At 60.7% G+C, this 16,901-nt stretch carries 14 protein-coding genes; 5 read left to right on the forward strand and 9 right to left on the reverse strand.

Features of this window, described 5'->3' with window-relative positions; genetic code table 11:
- Positions 1–43 precede the first annotated feature (43 nt).
- Both FBY12_RS20445 and FBY12_RS20450 read left to right on the forward strand, forming a co-directional pair.
- The gene (locus FBY12_RS20445; RefSeq protein ID WP_092273991.1) at positions 44–349 is read left to right on the forward strand and encodes a PsiF family protein; all 306 of its coding nucleotides are present in this window, start codon (positions 44–46) and stop codon (positions 347–349) included.
- A 264-nt stretch (positions 350–613) separates the two neighbouring features.
- Entirely contained in the window at positions 614–1,627 is a 1,014-nt protein-coding gene (locus FBY12_RS20450) for an AI-2E family transporter (RefSeq protein ID WP_121732912.1), read from the forward strand.
- Between the two features lie 119 nt (positions 1,628–1,746).
- Here FBY12_RS20450 and FBY12_RS20455 read toward each other — a convergent pair whose 3' ends face one another.
- Entirely contained in the window at positions 1,747–3,021 is a 1,275-nt protein-coding gene (locus FBY12_RS20455) for an Hsp70 family protein (RefSeq protein WP_092273985.1), read from the reverse strand.
- Positions 3,022–3,319: 298 nt separating this feature from the next.
- Here FBY12_RS20455 and FBY12_RS20460 point away from each other — a divergent pair, with 298 nt between their 5' ends.
- Together FBY12_RS20460 and FBY12_RS20465 are read left to right on the forward strand one after the other, a co-directional pair.
- On the forward strand, positions 3,320–4,267 hold the full coding sequence (locus FBY12_RS20460) for a DnaJ C-terminal domain-containing protein (RefSeq protein WP_145255360.1): 948 nt from the start codon (positions 3,320–3,322) through the stop codon (positions 4,265–4,267).
- A 26-nt stretch (positions 4,268–4,293) separates the two neighbouring features.
- The gene (locus FBY12_RS20465) at positions 4,294–4,599 is read left to right on the forward strand and encodes a chaperone modulator CbpM (RefSeq protein ID WP_092273979.1); all 306 of its coding nucleotides are present in this window, start codon (positions 4,294–4,296) and stop codon (positions 4,597–4,599) included.
- A 137-nt stretch (positions 4,600–4,736) separates the two neighbouring features.
- Here FBY12_RS20465 and FBY12_RS20470 read toward each other — a convergent pair whose 3' ends face one another.
- Positions 4,737–5,861: a sensor histidine kinase KdpD gene (locus tag FBY12_RS20470; protein WP_145255363.1), complete on the reverse strand. Its 1,125-nt coding sequence runs from the start codon at positions 5,859–5,861 to the stop codon at positions 4,737–4,739.
- Between the two features lie 233 nt (positions 5,862–6,094).
- Between FBY12_RS20470 and FBY12_RS20475 the strand changes: the two genes are divergently transcribed.
- A complete protein-coding gene (locus FBY12_RS20475) occupies positions 6,095–11,353 on the forward strand; it encodes an NEL-type E3 ubiquitin ligase domain-containing protein (RefSeq protein ID WP_178111779.1) in 5,259 nt (1,752 codons plus the stop codon).
- A 132-nt stretch (positions 11,354–11,485) separates the two neighbouring features.
- On the opposite strand, the gene ureC is transcribed toward FBY12_RS20475, so the two are convergent.
- From ureC to urtE, 7 genes are all read right to left on the reverse strand, one after another.
- Positions 11,486–13,186, reverse strand: a complete 1,701-nt coding sequence (ureC, locus tag FBY12_RS20480; protein WP_145255369.1) for an urease subunit alpha — start codon at positions 13,184–13,186, stop codon at positions 11,486–11,488.
- A gap of 164 nt (positions 13,187–13,350) precedes the next feature.
- The gene (locus tag FBY12_RS20485) at positions 13,351–13,659 is read right to left on the reverse strand and encodes an urease subunit beta (RefSeq protein WP_092273970.1); all 309 of its coding nucleotides are present in this window, start codon (positions 13,657–13,659) and stop codon (positions 13,351–13,353) included.
- Positions 13,656–14,192 carry an N-acetyltransferase gene (locus FBY12_RS20490; protein WP_145255372.1) on the reverse strand — a complete coding sequence of 179 codons (537 nt, stop codon included), beginning with the start codon at positions 14,190–14,192 and terminating at the stop codon, positions 13,656–13,658. Before FBY12_RS20490 ends, FBY12_RS20485 begins: the two co-directional genes overlap by 4 nt.
- Before the next feature lie 5 nt (positions 14,193–14,197).
- Positions 14,198–14,731 carry a GNAT family N-acetyltransferase gene (locus FBY12_RS20495; protein WP_145255376.1) on the reverse strand — a complete coding sequence of 178 codons (534 nt, stop codon included), beginning with the start codon at positions 14,729–14,731 and terminating at the stop codon, positions 14,198–14,200.
- A gap of 9 nt (positions 14,732–14,740) precedes the next feature.
- Positions 14,741–15,043, reverse strand: coding sequence for an urease subunit gamma (gene ureA / locus FBY12_RS20500; protein ID WP_033055605.1), 303 nt, complete (start codon positions 15,041–15,043; stop codon positions 14,741–14,743).
- Positions 15,044–15,318: 275 nt separating this feature from the next.
- A complete protein-coding gene (locus FBY12_RS20505) occupies positions 15,319–16,158 on the reverse strand; it encodes an urease accessory protein UreD (protein ID WP_145255379.1) in 840 nt (279 codons plus the stop codon).
- A gap of 30 nt (positions 16,159–16,188) precedes the next feature.
- Complete coding sequence (gene urtE / locus FBY12_RS20510) at positions 16,189–16,887, reverse strand: urea ABC transporter ATP-binding subunit UrtE (protein WP_145255382.1); 699 nt, start codon at positions 16,885–16,887, stop codon at positions 16,189–16,191.
- Between the last annotated feature and the right edge of the window lie 14 nt (positions 16,888–16,901).

Consider the following 16,901-nt stretch of genomic DNA (forward strand, 5'->3'; position numbering starts at 1 on the left):
GGCGAGGCCGCATCCATCGGTGCGGCAACAAGGAGAAAACTCCATGAAGATGTTGCGTGTGCCTTTGTTGATGATCGGTTTGCTGCTCTGTTCCCAAGGCTTCGCCGCCACCGCCCAGCAGAACAAAATGACCACCTGCAATGCCGACGCTACTGCGAAAAGTCTCAAGGGCGATGAGCGCAAGGCCTACATGAGCACCTGCCTGAAAGCGGCGCCAGCGGCCAATGACGGAAAAGTCCTGACGCCGCAGCAAGAGAAAATGAAAACCTGCAACGCCGACGCCAAGACCAAAGCGCTCACGGGCGATGCGCGCAAAACCTTCATGAGTGATTGTTTGAAGAAAAAGTAAGCCATCCGGATAAGCACAATTCGGTGTGGGAGCAGGTTGCCCGCGAATGCGTCGGGTCAGGCGAATCAGATGTTGAATGTGAGTCTGCCTTCGCGAGCAGGCTCGCTCCTGCATTTGACAGGTTTTGCCGCGGCCGGCGCGGTCCCCTGTAGGAGTGAGCCTGCTCGCGATGGCGTCCGTCAGCTCGCCCTGCACATTTCCTAGTGCTGATCCCGGAACGCTGGCAGACTGCCGGTCCTTTTACGCCGTTCGTTTTGAGGCTGTATGCCAACGTTTTCTCAACGCCAAGTCTTGCTGTTCATCAGTTGGATCATCATTTTCGGTGGGTTGCTGCTGGTGCTGCCGTTGCGCTTGCTGCCAAGCCTGCTGGCCGGTTTGCTGGTGTTTGAACTGGTCAACATGCTCACCCCGCAATTGCAGCGCCTGATCGAAGGTCGCCGCGCGCGGTGGCTGGCGGTGGCGTTGCTCGGCACTTTAGTGGTCAGCGTGCTGGCACTGATCTTCGCTGGCGCGATCAGCTTCCTGCTGCACGAAGCGGAAAACCCCGGCGCCTCCCTCGACAAATTCATGCACGTGGTCGACCGCGCACGCGGGCAACTGCCGCCGTTCATCGACGCCTACTTGCCGGCCAGTGCTGCGGAATTTCGCGTGGCCATCGGCGCGTGGATGAGCAAACACCTCAGCGACCTGCAACTGGTCGGCAAAGACGCCGCGCACATGTTCGTGACATTGCTGATCGGCATGGTGCTGGGCGCGATTATCGCGTTGCAGCGGGTGCCGGACGTGACCAAACGCAAACCGCTGGCGGCCGCGTTGTTCGACCGATTGCACCTGCTGGTCCAGGCCTTTCGCAACATCGTTTTTGCGCAGATCAAGATTTCCCTGCTCAACACCTTTTTCACCGGGATCTTCCTGGCAGTGATCCTGCCGATGTTCGGCATCAAGTTGCCGCTGACCAAAACCCTGATCGTGCTGACGTTCCTGCTCGGCTTGTTGCCGGTGATCGGCAACCTGATGTCGAACACGCTGATCACCATCGTCGGTTTGTCACTGTCGATCTGGGTCGCCGTGGCGGCGCTGGGTTATCTGATTTTTATCCACAAGCTCGAATACTTCCTCAACGCGCGCATCGTCGGCGGGCAGATCAGTGCCAAGTCGTGGGAGTTGCTGCTGGCAATGCTGGTGTTCGAGGCCGCATTCGGCCTGCCGGGCGTGGTGGCGGGGCCGATTTATTATGCGTACCTGAAGAGTGAGCTGAAGCAGGTGGGGATGGTTTGATCAGTTAAAGGTGTAGTGCCTGAGCTGATGCCTTCGCGGGCAAGCCTCGCTCCCACAGGGGATCGCACAAATCCTGTAGGAGCGAGGCTTGCCCGCGAAGGGCGCGACTCGGTTTCGGGTCAGTCCATCGAGCCGTAGCGCTTCATTGCTTCAATCGCCAAACCGCTGCCGATGCTGCCGAAGATGTTCCCTTCAACGTGCCGCGCGTTTGGCAGCATCGCCGAGACGCTGTTGCGCAGCGCCGGAATGCCGCTCGAACCGCCGGTAAAGAACACCGTATCAACCTGATCAACCCGCACGTTGGCGTCGTTCAACAGTTGCGTGACGCTGTTGCGCACGCGCTCCAGCAGATTGTTGATGGCGGATTCGAACAGCGCGCGGGTCAGTTCCACGCTCAGGCCCGGTTCGATACGGTCCAGCGGCACGTGACGGCTGTCGGCGTGGGTCAGCTGAATCTTGGTTTCCTCGACTTCCATCGCCAGCCAGTGCCCGGCGCGCTGGTCGATCAGCTTGAACAGGCGATCGATGCCGCCGGTGTCTTCGATGTCGTAGCGCATGCTGCCCAGCGCCAGGGTCGACTTCTGCGAATACACCGAGTTGATGGTGTGCCAGGTCGCCAGGTTCATGTGGTGACTGGTCGGCATATAGGCGCCGCTTTTCATGCGGCTGCCGTAGCCGAACAGCGGCATCAGGCCTTGCAGGCTCAGTTGCTTATCGAAATCGGTCCCGCCGATGTGCACGCCGCCGGTGGCGAGGATGTCGTCGTGGCGGTTGTCGTGCATGCGCCGCTCCGGCGACAGACGCACCAGCGAGAAGTCGGACGTACCACCGCCGATGTCGACGATCAGCACCAACTCTTCTTTTTCGATGGTCGACTCGTAGTCGAACGCAGCGGCAATCGGCTCGTACTGGAACGAAACATCCTTGAAGCCGATGGCGCGGGCGACATCGACCAAGGTGTTTTCGGCTTCCTGGTCGGCCAACTCATCGTCATCGACGAAAAATACCGGACGGCCCAGCACCACTTCTTCGAATTCGCGGCCGGCAGCGGTCTCGGCGCGTTTCTTCAACTGGCCGATGAATAACCCGAGCAGGTCCTTGAACGGCATCGCCGTGCCGAGAACGCTGGTGTCGTGCTTGATCAGCTTGGAACCCAACAGGCTCTTGAGCGAGCGCATCAGCCGGCCTTCGTAGCCTTCCAGGTACTCGTGCAGCGCCAGCCGGCCGTACACCGGGCGGCGTTCTTCGATGTTGAAAAAGACCACCGAGGGCAGGGTGATCTTGTCGTCCTCCAGCGCGATCAGCGTTTCCATGCCGGGGCGCAGCCAGCCGACGGTGGAGTTGGACGTGCCGAAGTCGATGCCGCAGGCACGGGCTGGGGATGCGTTTTTCATGTCTTTCGAGTTCCGGTTAAAAAACGGCCGCGCAGTGTATGCCAGTGCGGCGAAGATTCGAAGGCCGACTATCCGCTAAATCAACGGTAATAGCGCCTTGATAAGCTGCCCGCATGCCCCAAACTTGTCTGCATCGACCCTGGCAGCCCCGGGATGGTCAAAAGAACCGCCCACCGCTGCCGATAAACTTCTGATGCGCAGCCCGGTCACAACCTTGAGATCGGTCAACCCAGCGGCGACTTATAGGTGCATGCTTGGGGTTCGCGGCGCGATTTTGATAACGGATGGTGATCCTCAGATGGACTTCAAAGACTATTACAAGATTCTCGGTGTGGAGCCGACCGCTGACGATAAGACGATTAAAGCCGCCTATCGCAAGCTCGCGCGCAAATACCACCCCGACGTCAGCAAGGAAAAAGACGCCGAGGAAAAGTTCAAGGACGCCTCGGAAGCTTATGAAGCGCTGAAAAGTGCCGACAAGCGCGCCGAATATGACGACTTGCGCAAATATGGCCAGCACGGCCAGCCGTTCCAGGGTCCGCCGGGTTGGCAGAACCGTGGCGGCGGTGGTTTTGGTGGTGGTCAGGACACGGGCGATTTTTCGGACTTCTTCAGTTCGATCTTCGGCAACCGTGGTCCCGGTTTTGGTGGTGGACAGTCGGGCCGCAGCGCCGGACGTCGAGGGCAAGACGTGGAAATGGAACTCGCAGTATTTCTCGAAGAGACGCTCTCCAACGAATCGAAGAAGGTCACGTTCCAGGTCCCGCAATACAACGCGGCCGGCCAGCACGTCAGCAACACCACAAAAAGCCTCAACGTAAAAATCCCCGCCGGCGTGACCGACGGCGAGCGCATTCGCCTCAAGGGTCAGGGCGCGCCGGGCATCGGTGGCGGCGCCAATGGCGACCTGTTCCTGATCATCCGTTTCGCGCCGCACCCGAAATTTGATGTCGAGGGTGAAAACCTCATCATCACTTTGCCGCTGGCGCCGTGGGAACTGGCGTTGGGCGCTGAAGTGGCGGTGCCGACGCTGACCGGCAAGATCAACCTGAAAGTCCCGGCCGGCAGCCAGAATGGCCAGCGCATGCGCGCCAAGGGTCACGGTTTGCTGAACAAGAAAGGCGAGCGCGGTTTCCTTTTCGTGCAGCTCAAGGCTGTAATGCCGAAAACCTCGGACGACGAAACCAAGGCGTTGTGGCAAGAGTTGGCGAAGAAAGCCGCGTTCGACCCGAGAGAAAATTTTTGATCCGCTAGAACCTGGAGATACTGACGATGAGCAGTCCCCTGATCGTTCAACTGGACATGGCAGAATTCTGTGAGGCGACCGAATTGTCGGACGTCTACGTGATCGAAATCGTCGAACACGGCATCCTCGAACCTCAGGGCTCCGCGCCCAAGGATTGGCGTTTCAACGATTACGAACTGGCCCTGGCCAAACGCGCGGCCAAGCTGCGGCATGATCTGGAGCTGGAGTGGGAAGGCGTCGCGCTGGCGCTGGACCTGCTGGAAGAAGTCCAGCAACTGCGCGCGGAGAACCGCATGTTGAAACAGCGGTTGGGCCGGTTGGTGGTTGAGTAACAGCCCGAATATTGGGGTGTTGGTTCAATTGCCATCGCGAGCAAGCTCGCTCCCACAGGGTTTTGCGGTGTCTGCTGACAACCGAGCCCCCTGTGGGAGCGAGCTTGCTCGCGATGAAGATGGCGCAGCGCTAAAGGTCAAACTCCGCGCGGCAGCACCACGGTAAACAATGTTCCGTCCACTTCGTTGGAACTGACTTCAATCGTCCCGCCATGCGCGCGGACTACTTCCTTGACGATAAACAACCCCAAACCGAGGCTGGTCGACGGCTGCCCGAGTGTTTCGTCAACGCTGCGCACCAGCGGGTCGAAAATCGTCGCAATCGCCTCTGGCGGGATCGGCACGCCAAAGTTATGCACGGTCAGGCGCACGTCCTCGCCTTCGCCCATCAGTTCCACGGTAACGTCACGTTTGTTCGAGCCATGCTGCAAGGCATTGCCGATCAGATTTTGCAGCAGTTGATTGATCCTCCCGCCATCCCACGACCCTCGGGTATCGCCCTTCACCGTGATCGACGGATCGCATTCGGGGTTACCGGCGCAGGCCTGGGCAATCGCCTCGTGCGCGGCATCGGCGAGGTCCATCGGCGCCGGGGCAATTGGCAGGCTCTTGCCGAGCCGACTGCGTACCAGTTCAAGCAGATCGCTGACCATCGCCGCCATGTGCAGCGTGCCGCGCTTGATGTGCTTCACGCACGTCAACGCATTGCTGTCCAGATCGGTTTTGCGCAGGAGCATCTCGGTGGACATGCTCACCGCTTGCAACGGCGCGCGCAGGTCGTGGCCGAGGATCGCCAAGAACATATCGCGCGAATGGTTGACCCGCTCGGCATAAGCGGCGGTCGATTCGGCCAGCGCCTCGTCAATCGCTTCGTTGAAACGGATCATGTCCTGGAAGTAGGCCAAGTTCGGCGTTTTCAAGCTCGCGACCCAAAGGCGAATGACGCAGGCGCGCAAGTGGCGAAACTCTGACGTCATTTGCACCAGATCGAACCCGACGATGTGGCGCAATTCGCCATGGCTTGCGGCGGCCTCGACCAGTTTCGGGGATTTTTCCGGGCCATCGCCCTTGGCCTTCGCGGCCTGCTCTGCGGCGGTCTGCGCGGTGGTCATGTCCCGCGCGGCGGCCAGCAGGATGGCGCGGGCGTGATCGCGCAATGTCGTGCGATCCAGATTGTCGTCAGGGGTGATCGCGCGAGCGAATTCCTCCCATTCATCGACGACACGATCAACCTCTACCACGATGAATTCGCTTAAGCGCATAGAGCAGAATCCTGAGCAGGGACGGCGGAAAGTGAGCAGCATCTTAGCCCCTTATGGCTCAGGGCAACACTGCATAAATGTGAAGGTCGCAGGTGGTATTTATAGAGTGTCGACTTGCTGATTGTCGAAGTGTCCGAGCGGTTCGCCGAGGCAGAATCAATCATCTTTTGAATTATTGTTCAGACGTAATAATCGCTAGCCTGATTATTCAATTGATCATGGACGATTGTTATATGGACGATTCACTTTCCAGCGATGACGCAAGTGTCACTTACACCGCGCAGAGCCGAAACGCCACGCTTACCCGGGAACGCATCCAATCTGCCATTGAAGCCGCACGGGGCCTGGGCCCGCCGACAATCCGGCTGGCCAGCGAGGCGGCGCAAGTCAACTTTCCGGACTGGTATTTGCGGGCCCGAAAGATTGATCGCGAATACTTTGAAGACTTGTTCGGCCGGCGCTGGTTATTGCAGGGGCAACTCGACGAATTGATCGGTGGTTTGCAGCAGGATATACATCAATTTGCCGAGCCGTTATTAACCAAGGCATTAAAAGAAACACTGAACCTCAACCTGGATGTGCGCGCGACGGAGTTGCATCTGTATATCCGCGACACCGTGTTACCGGGTATCGACCTGGGCGCCAGTCGTGTGCGCCAGACCAGCCTGCTGGACGCCGCGTTGCACAATTTCGAGGCCGACGAGGCCAAACCCGACGCCTTTCGCGACGGCTCGGGCATTTTCACCCGTGATGATCAGGGCCAGTTGGTCCGGCATTCGCTGGCGATTGCGCCGTTCGTCACGTTATGCCGACGGCTCGACCTGGGCGCCAAATACCAGGCCCATCTCACTGCAATCCTGCAGCCGCCGGCGGCAGCCGCACGCCGCCAGTTGCAGGAGCAATCGGTCGCCACTGAGAAAGCCGAGTTCGCCTATACGGCACTCCGGGCAGTGCTCAAGGGCGACATTACTTACCACGCCTATGCCTGCCTGCTGAAAGTTCACGATGCGACGCCTGATCGGCGTTTCTACGGCGTGCCGATGCTCAACCATCGACTGTCGCTGATGGGCTTCAAAATCAGCGGCATCACCCTGTTCAGCGCCGTCGCGGAACCGGGCTGGGCGAAAAAAGCCACCGACGTCCTCAGCGGCCCGTTGCTGAAATGGGTGCTGGGCCTCTCCAGGGACGTGCCGATTCTGCCGTCGCAGGATTTGCAGCGGATCCAGTTGCTCAAGGATTTTTTTGCCAATGGGCCAAAAAGTGTCACCGAAGCCATGGCCCGGCAGCAGGACACCTACGCGCAAAGCCATCTGGCCGGCAACCTGATCGTTTACATCCCGGATGACCCCGATCATCCGTTGAAGGAATACGCCTCGTTCACCGAGTTCATGAAAACGCTGGTCAGCCAGTTGCGCCGTCCGCACTACCAGAAATTCTTCAAGCGTTTTGTCCGGCAACAGGACCAGGGCTTATTCATCGCGCGCGCCAGGGAGCGCTTCAGCACCTTCACCTGGCGCCAGCTCGAACCGCTGGACATGGGCCCGTGGTGGCGGCAAACCGCAGTGGAAAATCCTGACCCCGAACCTGTCACCAACGTCATCACTGGCGACCTCTGGAGCAACTTGCACACCAAGCGCCTGAACAAACTGATCGCCGACGCCCGTCAACTTGCCGTGCCCACCGATGACGAAGACGCGCAGAGTCGCTGGAAACGCCTGAGCAGTTATCTGAGCATCGGTTGGAACGTCTTCAACTTCGCCGCCATGCTGGTGCCTGGCGTCGGCGAAGCGGTGCTGGCGGTCATGGCCGCGCAGTTGCTCGAAGAACTCGTCGAAGGCCTCGAAGACTGGCGCAAGGGTGATCGCGATGAGGCGGCGGGGCACCTGGTTTCGGTGCTGATCAACGGCGCGCAACTGGCGATGATGGGCGCCGGGCATGTGCTGCCGGCGCGTGGCTTGACGGCGATCAAACCCTCGCCGGTGCTCGACGGCCTGCGCCCGGTGCAACTGCCCGACGGCCAGCTCAGTCTGTGGCAACCCGACCTGCAGCCCTATGACCTCGGGCCGGTGCTGGCGCAGGATTCGCGCGCCGACGAGCTGGGGTTGCATGCGCATCAAGGCAATCAGGTCTTGAGATTGGAAAATCAGCACTTCAACGTCAGCGCCGACCCGGCCAGCGCTGAGCCTTGCATCGAGCACCCGACGCGCAGCAATGCCTACCGGCCGAAACTGTCGAACAACGGCATCGGCGGTTGGCTGACCGAGCTGGATAAACCGCTGAACTGGGACCCGGACAAAGTCTGGCAACGCCTCGGCCATTCGCTTGAAAAACTGCCGGTCGAGCGCCAGACGCAGATCCGCACCGTCAGCGGTGTGGATCACACAGTGCTGCGCAGGATGTACGCCGAGCAGGAAGCGGCGCCGGCCATGCTCGTCGACACGCTCAGGCGCTTTCAGTTGTATGCCGATGTGCAGGGGTTGGCTGAACAGATCCTTGAGAACAACGTTGCGCCGTCGCTCGAAGGTTTTTTGCCGACGTTCATCACTGAGCTGCCACGCTGGCCGGAATCGAGGGCGGTGGAAGTATTCGACAGCGATGCGTTGTCCGGCGCTTCGAGTAAAAGTGGCAACCTCGACGCCACTGCCGCACAGACCCTGAAAATCAGTCGCGCGCAATTGCGCGCCGGCCAGCTCACCGAGCGGGTGCTCGATGCGCTGGACGAAGACGAAATCCACGCGTTACTGGGGCGGCAGATCTCGCCGCTGCGCGCAGAGCGTCTGAAGGCACTGCGTGCGCGTCTGGCCATGCACGCGGGACGCCAGACGCGCCGAGTGTTTGATTCGATGTACGCGTTGGGCGATGTCAGCGAGCCTCGGCAATTGTTGCTGCAACAGGAGTTTTCGACGCTGCCCGAACCGTTCGCTCGGCAGATTCTGGAGCAGGCCAGCCGCGACGATGTGCAATTCATCGAGCAGAAATCACGCTTGCCGTTGCGCCTCAAGACTCAGGCGCGCGAAGCCTTGCATGAGGTTCGCGTGAGCCGTGCCTACGAGGGTTTGTACCTCGACGGGTTGGCCACGGCGGACAGTGATCGGCTGGCGCTGCACAGCGCGGCGGCGTTGCCCGGCTGGTCGAACAAGGTGCGCATTGAAGTGCGTGAAGGTTCGTTCAACGGCGTTTTGCGCGACAGCGTCGGCGCCGAGGACGCCGCTATCCGCAAGGTATTGGTGGAGAACGGCGATGGTTCATTCGAGGCGCGCGACAGCGCAGACCAGCACTTGCATGGCGCCGATGATCTGTTCGCAGCGCTGCTGCATGCCTTGCCTGACGAGCAGCGCACGGCGCTGGGGTTCGAGATTTCCCAAGGTGCGCAACTCAGGGCCAAAGTGTTCGAACAGCCACTGTCTCGGGAAGTTTTTTCCACTCAGTTGCGCCAGACGCCGCTGCGCAAACCGGCGTATGACCCGCAGACCATGAAGCTGCGTGGCGGCATGCCGAGTGGCTTCCGGTTTATCCCCGGTGAAGCGTTTGTGCGCGATCGTTTGCAGAGTCTGTATCGGGGGTTTGAAGAACTGGATGTTGATCGGATCGTTGATGATTTGTACCGACGCAACATTCCCCTGCAACAGCATGTCACGGCGCTTGAAGATGAGTTCAACACGCTGTGCCATCAGTTGCACCGCTGGCAGGAATCGCCCACCGAAGCCATGCGTTTCAGCCCCGCCGGGGTCGCGCAATGGCAGGCCAGAAATCGCTTGGCGAAGATGCTCCGCCAGTGCTGGCAACGCACCGGCCCGCGCGGCGTCGAAGTGATTGGCGAAGCGCATCCGCAGGCGCTGGATTTTCGTGGCATGCCGATGGATCGGCACCTGCGTACTTTCCCCAGGCTGGAGGCGAATTTCGACCATGTGACCAGCCTCAGCCTGCGTGACACTGGCGTGTTCAGCGGCCAGATGCAGTTCCTCGGCTCGTTCCGAGGCCTGCGGCTGTTGAACCTGGCGGACAATTTGCTCACCGAATTGCCCGAAGAAATCGCCCACATGCGCCACCTCAATGACCTGATACTTGGCCGCAACCAGATCACCCTGACGCCCGACGCCGTGGCGCGGCTGAGGTCGCTGACCGGGTTGCGTTCGTTGTCCCTGTCCGAGAACCCGCTCGGCCTGGCGCCGGACATCAGCCAGATGCGTCATTTGCATGTTCTGCTGCTGGATAACACGCAGCTCGATGGTTTTCCTGTCGGTCTGTTCGGCCGGCCGCGGCCACGTCATTTCTATCTGGACCTGCGCGGTAATCCTGTCAGTCAGGTTGCGCAAGTGGCCCCAGGCTCGGTGAATGCCGAACTGTTGGCGCGCGCCCATATGCAGCGCACGTCACCGCCGATGAGCGATCAGGCGCTGCGGCAGATTGCGCTGTATACCGAGTCGGTCGGGCTCGATCCGCAACGTCTGTATCCGTCTCGCGGGACCGTCGACAGCATTAAATGGGACGAGGGCATCAGCGAGAAACAGTGGCAAGCGCGTCAGCCAATCTGGAACGCCGTGGAAGACGAATTTGGCTCGATGCATTTTTTCGACTTGCTCGAAGACCTCACGGAGACCGCTGATTTTCGCGCGGGCGGCGCTTATCGGGCGGACCTCACGGCCAAGGTCTGGCGGATGTTGGAGGCGATGCACGAGGATGCCGAACTGCGCGAAACGTTGTTCGCCGAAGCCTCGGTGCCGACCAATTGCCGCGACGGCGCGATTCAGGCGTTCAACGATTTCGGGATCCGGGTGCTGGTCCACGAGGCTAAACAGTTGGGCAATCGCGGTTTGATCGAGGCCGAACTGGTGGAGTTGGCCAAGGGCAAATCACGCATCGACAAGGTCAACAGCATCGCCCGCAAACAGGTGGGCGAACGGCTCGCTGCTGGCGAGACACTGCGGCGGGTGAATGCCGAGGGCAATATCGAGGGCACGATCGACGTGCTCGAAGTACACCTCAAATATCTACTCAAACTGGCCGATCGCCTGGACCTGCCCTGGCAGCCGCGCAGCATGCTGTTCGACAACCTCGCCGGGGTCACCGACGTCATGATCAATGACGCCCACGACTATGTGATAGCGGCTGAAGCTGACAATGGTTTGCGCCAGGCGATAGTCGAAGTGGACTTTTGGCAGAGCTTCATTGAGGCCACCCACCGTGCCGAATTCAAGGTGCTGAAGGAGCGCTACCACCACATCACGGCGTTCAAAATCGCTCTGGACGAGCGCGCCGCCGGCGAAGACCTGACACCGCGCGCGCGGGACAAACGCAAAGAACATCTGCGGATTCTCGCGTTTGAACTGGGCAAACCGGAAAGCGCTATCGCGCCCGGCGAAGTGATGACGGATGAGGCCTATGCCGCCGAACTGGCCAGCGTCGAAACGCAGATCAACCAACTGCGCCACACATTGACCCAACGCGCGATGGACATCGCCAAAGTGCAGCGCGAAGAAGCGCCCTGGTAACCATCCCCGCAGGATCACCGCAATCCTGTGGGAGCAAGGCTGGCCCGCGAAGGTATCGGCACATTCAAAATCAATCTTGAATGTGCTGATGCCTTCGCGGGCAAGCCTCGCTCCTACGGGTTTTGGGTGAAGTCAGAACAGGAAGTAACGCTGCGCCATTGGCAGGGATTCGGCCGGTTCGCACCACAGCAACACGCCGTCAGCCTTGACCTGATAAGTCTGCGGATCGACGTCGATGTGCGGCAGGTAATCGTTGTGGATCAGGTCGGTTTTCTGCACGTCGCGGCAGCCCTTGACCACGGCGATTTTCTTCTTCAATCCCAGCGCTTCGGGCAACCCGGCGTCCTGCGCAGCCTGGCTGATAAAGGTCAGACTGGTGGCGTGCAGCGAGCCGCCATAACTGGCGAACATCGGGCGGTAATGCACCGGTTGCGGCGTCGGAATCGAGGCATTGGCATCGCCCATCAGGCTCGCGGCAATCGCGCCGCCCTTGAGAATCAGCGTCGGTTTGACCCCGAAAAACGCTGGGCGCCACAGCACCAGATCGGCCCACTTACCGATTTCGATCGAACCCACTTCGTGGCTGATGCCGTGGGTGATGGCCGGGTTGATCGTGTATTTGGCGATGTAGCGTTTGGCGCGGAAGTTGTCGTTGCCCTCGCCGTCCTGAGGCAACGCGCCGCGCTGCTTTTTCATCTTGTCGGCGGTCTGCCAAGTGCGCGTGATCACTTCACCGACGCGGCCCATGGCCTGGCTGTCAGAGCTGATCATCGAAAACGCGCCGAGGTCGTGGAGGATGTCTTCGGCGGCGATTGTTTCGCGGCGGATGCGGCTTTCGGCGAACGCGACGTCTTCGGCGATGCTCGGGTCGAGGTGATGGCAGACCATCAACATGTCGAGGTGCTCGTCGATGGTGTTGCGGGTAAACGGCCGCGTCGGGTTGGTCGAACTCGGCAGCACATTGGGGAAACCGCAGGCCTTGATGATGTCCGGCGCATGCCCGCCACCGGCACCTTCAGTGTGATAGGTGTGGATGGTGCGGCCCTTGAACGCAGCGAGGGTGGTTTCGACGAAGCCGGACTCGTTGAGCGTGTCGGTGTGAATCGCCACTTGCACGTCGTACTCGTCCGCGACGCTCAGGCAGTTGTCGATGCTCGCCGGGGTGGTGCCCCAGTCTTCGTGCAGTTTCAGGCCGATGGCGCCGGCCTTGACCTGTTCGATCAACGGTTCGGGCAGGCTGGCGTTGCCCTTGCCGGTGAGGCCGATGTTCATCGGGAAAGCGTCGGCAGCCTGGAGCATCCGCGCCAGATGCCACGGCCCGGAGGTGCAGGTCGTGGCGTTGGTGCCGGTGGCCGGGCCGGTGCCGCCGCCGATCATGGTGGTGACGCCGCTCATCAGCGCTTCTTCGATTTGCTGCGGGCAGATGAAGTGAATGTGCGTGTCGATGCCGCCAGCGGTGAGGATCATGCCTTCACCGGCGATGACTTCGGTGCTCGCGCCGATGGCGATGCTCACGTTCGGTTGCACGTCCGGGTTGCCGGCCTTGCCGATGCCGGCGATGCGCCCGTCCTTGAGGCCGACATCGGCTTTGACGATGCCCCAGTGGTCGATGATCAGCGCGTTGGTGATGACGGTGTCGACTACTTGTGCGGCGAGCAATTGGCTCTGGCCCTGGCCGTCGCGGATGACTTTGCCGCCGCCGAATTTCACTTCTTCGCCGTAGGTGGTGAAGTCTTTTTCGACCTCGATCCACAGTTCGGTATCGGCCAGACGGACCTTGTCACCGACAGTGGGGCCGAACATGTCGGCGTAGGCTTGACGGGATATCTTCATCGCAATTCCTTGCACAAATTTAGTGTGGCGAGGGGGCTTGCCCCCGTTCGGGTGCGAAGCGCCCGCAAATTGGGTGATGAGGTTTTTCTGATGAACCGAGGTGACCGGTTTTACGACCGCTGCGCGGCCGAACGGGGGCAAGCCCCCTCGCCACAGGTGCGGTGTCAGTCGAGGTCACCCATGATCCTGCCGGCGAAGCCGAACACGCGGCGATGCCCGGCCAGATCCACCAGTTCAACCTCGCGACTTTGTCCCGGCTCAAACCGAACAGCCGTGCCGGCCGGGATGTTCAGGCGCATGCCACGGCTGGCGGCGCGGTCGAAGGTCAGCGCGTCATTGGTTTCGAAAAAGTGATAGTGCGAGCCGACCTGAATCGGCCGGTCGCCGCTGTTGGCGACTTTCAGGCTGATGGTGCGGCGGCCGACATTGAGTTCGATGTCGCCGGGCTGGATCTGGTATTCGCCGGGAATCATCCATTCACTCCTTGAAGAACTTTGTAATAGAGCGCGGTCGGCCGATAGTTGCCGGCCGGGTCGCACGCGTAATCGGGGATCTGTCCGGCGCGGGTGTAACCCAGCGCCTTGTAGAAATCTTCGGCGGGGGAGCCGGCCTCGGTGTCGAGGTAGAGCATGCCGCGCTTGTGCTGGCGCGCGGCGAGCTCCAGCGCGCTCATCAATTGCTGGCCCAGACCACGGCGCCGCGCCTGCTCGCGCACCAGCAGTTTCTGCACCTCGGCGCGGTTCAGGCCATTGGCTTTCTGGCACAGAATCAATTGCACGCTGGCCTGCACCTGCTCGTCCTTGACCACCACCCACAGCAGCACATTGCCCTTGTTCAGGTTGCTTTCGACCTCGTCGAAATAGGCCCGCGCCTGCGCTGCATCGAGGTCGGCCATGAAGCCGACGCTGGCGCCATAACCCACGGCGTCCAGCAGCAAATCGATCAAACCCTGGCGATAGTGCGCAAAACTTTCAACATTGACGCGACGCAATTGGGCGGCGTTCATCGGTGTCACTCCTTGTTGGCGAGCGGCGGCTCCGCGCCAGGATTGAGGGTCAGTTGCATGAAGGTCAGGTCGAGCCAGCGACCGAACTTGGTGCCCACCTGCGGCATCTGCCCGGTGATGACAAAACCGGCGCGCTGGTGCAGGCGAATAGACGCGGCGTTGCCGCTTTCGATGGCGGCGACCATCACGTGTTTGGCGCAGCCTCTGGCGCGTTCGATCAGTTCGCTCATCAGTTGCGGGCCGAGGCCGTTGCCGCGTTGATCGTTGCGCACGTAGACCGAATGCTCGACGGTGTGGCGAAAGCCGTCGAAGGGCCGCCAGTCACCGAACGAAGCGTAGCCGAGCACGCTGTTGTCCGCGTCGACGATCACCAGAATCGGATAACCCTGAGCTTGCCGGGCACTGAACCAGGCCTGGCGGTTGCCGAGGTCGACGGCCTGTTCGTTCCAGATCGCCGTGGTGTTGAGCACGGCGTCGTTGTAGATGTCGCGGATGGCTGGCAGGTCGGCGTGCAGCGCATCACGAATGTGATAAGTCATGGCGCGGCCTCAAGCGATCGGTTGGTGGACGGTGACCAGTTTGGTGCCGTCGGGGAACGTCGCCTCAACCTGGATCTCCGGGATCATTTCCGGGATGCCTTCCATCACTTGTTCGCGGCTCAGCAGCGTGGTGCCGAAGTGCATCAACTCGGCGACGGTGCGGCCGTCCCGCGCGCCTTCGAGCAGCGCGGCAGAGATGTAGGCCATGGCTTCCGGGTAATTGAGTTTCACGCCGCGCGCCAAACGTCGCTCGGCGACGAGGCCGGCGGTGAAGATCAGCAGCTTGTCTTTTTCGCGTGGGGTCAGGTCCATCGTCGGGGATCCATATCGGCAGTTTTTGTGAGGTTCTTACGGTGTGGGGTGTGTCAATTGAACCACCCCTCACCCTAGCCCTCTCCCCAGAGGGGAGAGGGGACTGATCTCGGTTGTTTTTTATGGCCGGATCAGTCAGCAATATTTTTTGAGCATTTGAGATGTTTAATTGCGACTCGGTCAGCAATATTTTTTGAGCATGTGAAATTTTCAAGTACGACTCGGTCAGGCTCCCTCTCCCCTCTGGGGAGAGGGCGGGGGGTGAGGGGTGGCCTTCAGGTGCTCCATATTCTGGGGGCGAGGGCTTCTCGTCCGAGTAATGCAGGTCTGAGTAAGCGCCACAAATCTATAAGCCAACCCCGTGCCAGCAACGCCTCACAGGCCAAACACCGCGCCACCAGCAATCCCGGCAACTGGGTCAAATCCCCGCGCACCTCGTTGGGCAGCGAGCGACAGATTTCCAGCAGATCGCTGTCGATTTCCCCGGTCACCAGCAACGTCGCAAATACCGGTTGGCCATCCAACCCGATCGGCGAATCAAGCAAACCATCAGCGCCGACAATGCGCTGGCGTTCGTGCCAGAGCAACTGGCCGTCGCGGCGGATGTCCAGCTGCGCCTGAAAATGCCCGAGGTCAAAACGCTCGCCGCTGGCCGGGCGACCCAGCGCCACCACGTCCCAATAGAACAATCGCGCATCGCCCTCAAGCTCAATCGAAGTGCTCAGCTCAGCCTGCGCCGCGCTGAAAATAATCGTCTCCTGCGGCAGCCATTCCAGGGTCGCGCCAGCGGCCACGCGCAATTCCAGTTGCTGATAAGCCGGACCGGCAGCGCGATACCATTTGGCCGCGCCGGGGCTGGTGATTTGTGCCCAGGCCTCGGCGCCGACGCTGGCCGAGATATCCAGCCGATCACCGCCGGCAATCCCGCCCGGCGGATGAACGATGATGTGCTGACACACCTCCGGGCCTTCGGCGTACAGGTGTTTTTGCACGCGCAGCGGGCCTTTGTGGCGACGCTGAACCGGGCGCGTGCTGGCGCCGAAACGCGCGTAGCCGAGCTCCAGCTCGGCGTGCCAACTCGGGGTAAACAGGGCAGTGGGGACAGGTAAATTCATGGTTTTTGATTATCGTCAGGACGCAGCAGATTAGATCGTAACCAGCCCGCGCACACCCTCGGCTTGCATATTTTCACCGCGACCCTGCTGGACGATCTCGCCTCGGGACATCACCAGGTATTGATCGGCCAGTTCGGCGGCGAAGTCGTAAAACTGTTCCACCAGCAAAATCGCCATGTCGCCACGTGCTGCGAGCTTCTTGATCACCGCGCCGATTTCCTTGATCACCGACGGCTGAATGCCTTCGGTCGGCTCGTCGAGAATCAGCAAGCGCGGACGGCTGGCCAACGCGCGGCCGATGGCCAATTGTTGCTGCTGGCCGCCGGACAAGTCACCACCACGCCGTTGCTTCATTTGCAGCAACACCGGAAACAGCTCGTAGATGAACGCCGGGACTTCCTTGGCTTCGCTGCCGGGGAAACGCGACAGGCCCATCAGCAGGTTTTCCTCGACGGTCAGCCGCCCGAAAATCTCCCGACCCTGCGGCACGTAAGCGATGCCGGCGTGCACCCGTTGATGCGGCTTGAGCGTGGTGATCGGCTTGCCTTCCCAATTCACCGCGCCTTCCTTGGCCGGCAACAGACCCATCAGGCACTTGAGCAGGGTGGTTTTACCGACGCCGTTGCGCCCTAGCAGGCAGGTGACTTCGCCGACCTTAACCTCAAACGTGAGGCCACGCAGAATGTGGCTACCGCCGTAATACTGATGCAGCTTGTCGACTTGCAGCATTGGTGAACTCTCCT

It is taken from the genome of Pseudomonas sp. SJZ131, from assembly GCF_007828705.1.
Classification (GTDB): domain Bacteria; phylum Pseudomonadota; class Gammaproteobacteria; order Pseudomonadales; family Pseudomonadaceae; genus Aquipseudomonas; species Aquipseudomonas prosekii.

Bases quoted from the DNA above. Each gene is read 5' to 3' on its own strand.
- urtE (WP_145255382.1), bottom strand. From the start codon at position 16,887: ATGCTGCAAGTCGACAAGCTGCATCAGTATTACGGCGGTAGCCACATT.
- FBY12_RS20495 (WP_145255376.1), bottom strand. From the start codon at position 14,731: ATGACTTATCACATTCGTGATGCGCTGCACGCCGACCTGCCAGCCATC.
- FBY12_RS20505 (WP_145255379.1), bottom strand. From the start codon at position 16,158: ATGAATTTACCTGTCCCCACTGCCCTGTTTACCCCGAGTTGGCACGCC.
- FBY12_RS20445 (WP_092273991.1), top strand. From the start codon at position 44: ATGAAGATGTTGCGTGTGCCTTTGTTGATGATCGGTTTGCTGCTCTGT.
- FBY12_RS20455 (WP_092273985.1), bottom strand. From the start codon at position 3,021: ATGAAAAACGCATCCCCAGCCCGTGCCTGCGGCATCGACTTCGGCACG.
- FBY12_RS20450 (WP_121732912.1), top strand. From the start codon at position 614: ATGCCAACGTTTTCTCAACGCCAAGTCTTGCTGTTCATCAGTTGGATC.
- FBY12_RS20460 (WP_145255360.1), top strand. From the start codon at position 3,320: ATGGACTTCAAAGACTATTACAAGATTCTCGGTGTGGAGCCGACCGCT.
- FBY12_RS20485 (WP_092273970.1), bottom strand. From the start codon at position 13,659: ATGATTCCCGGCGAATACCAGATCCAGCCCGGCGACATCGAACTCAAT.
- FBY12_RS20475 (WP_178111779.1), top strand. From the start codon at position 6,095: ATGGACGATTCACTTTCCAGCGATGACGCAAGTGTCACTTACACCGCG.
- ureA (WP_033055605.1), bottom strand. From the start codon at position 15,043: ATGGACCTGACCCCACGCGAAAAAGACAAGCTGCTGATCTTCACCGCC.
- ureC (WP_145255369.1), bottom strand. From the start codon at position 13,186: ATGAAGATATCCCGTCAAGCCTACGCCGACATGTTCGGCCCCACTGTC.
- FBY12_RS20490 (WP_145255372.1), bottom strand. From the start codon at position 14,192: ATGAACGCCGCCCAATTGCGTCGCGTCAATGTTGAAAGTTTTGCGCAC.
- FBY12_RS20470 (WP_145255363.1), bottom strand. From the start codon at position 5,861: ATGCGCTTAAGCGAATTCATCGTGGTAGAGGTTGATCGTGTCGTCGAT.
- FBY12_RS20465 (WP_092273979.1), top strand. From the start codon at position 4,294: ATGAGCAGTCCCCTGATCGTTCAACTGGACATGGCAGAATTCTGTGAG.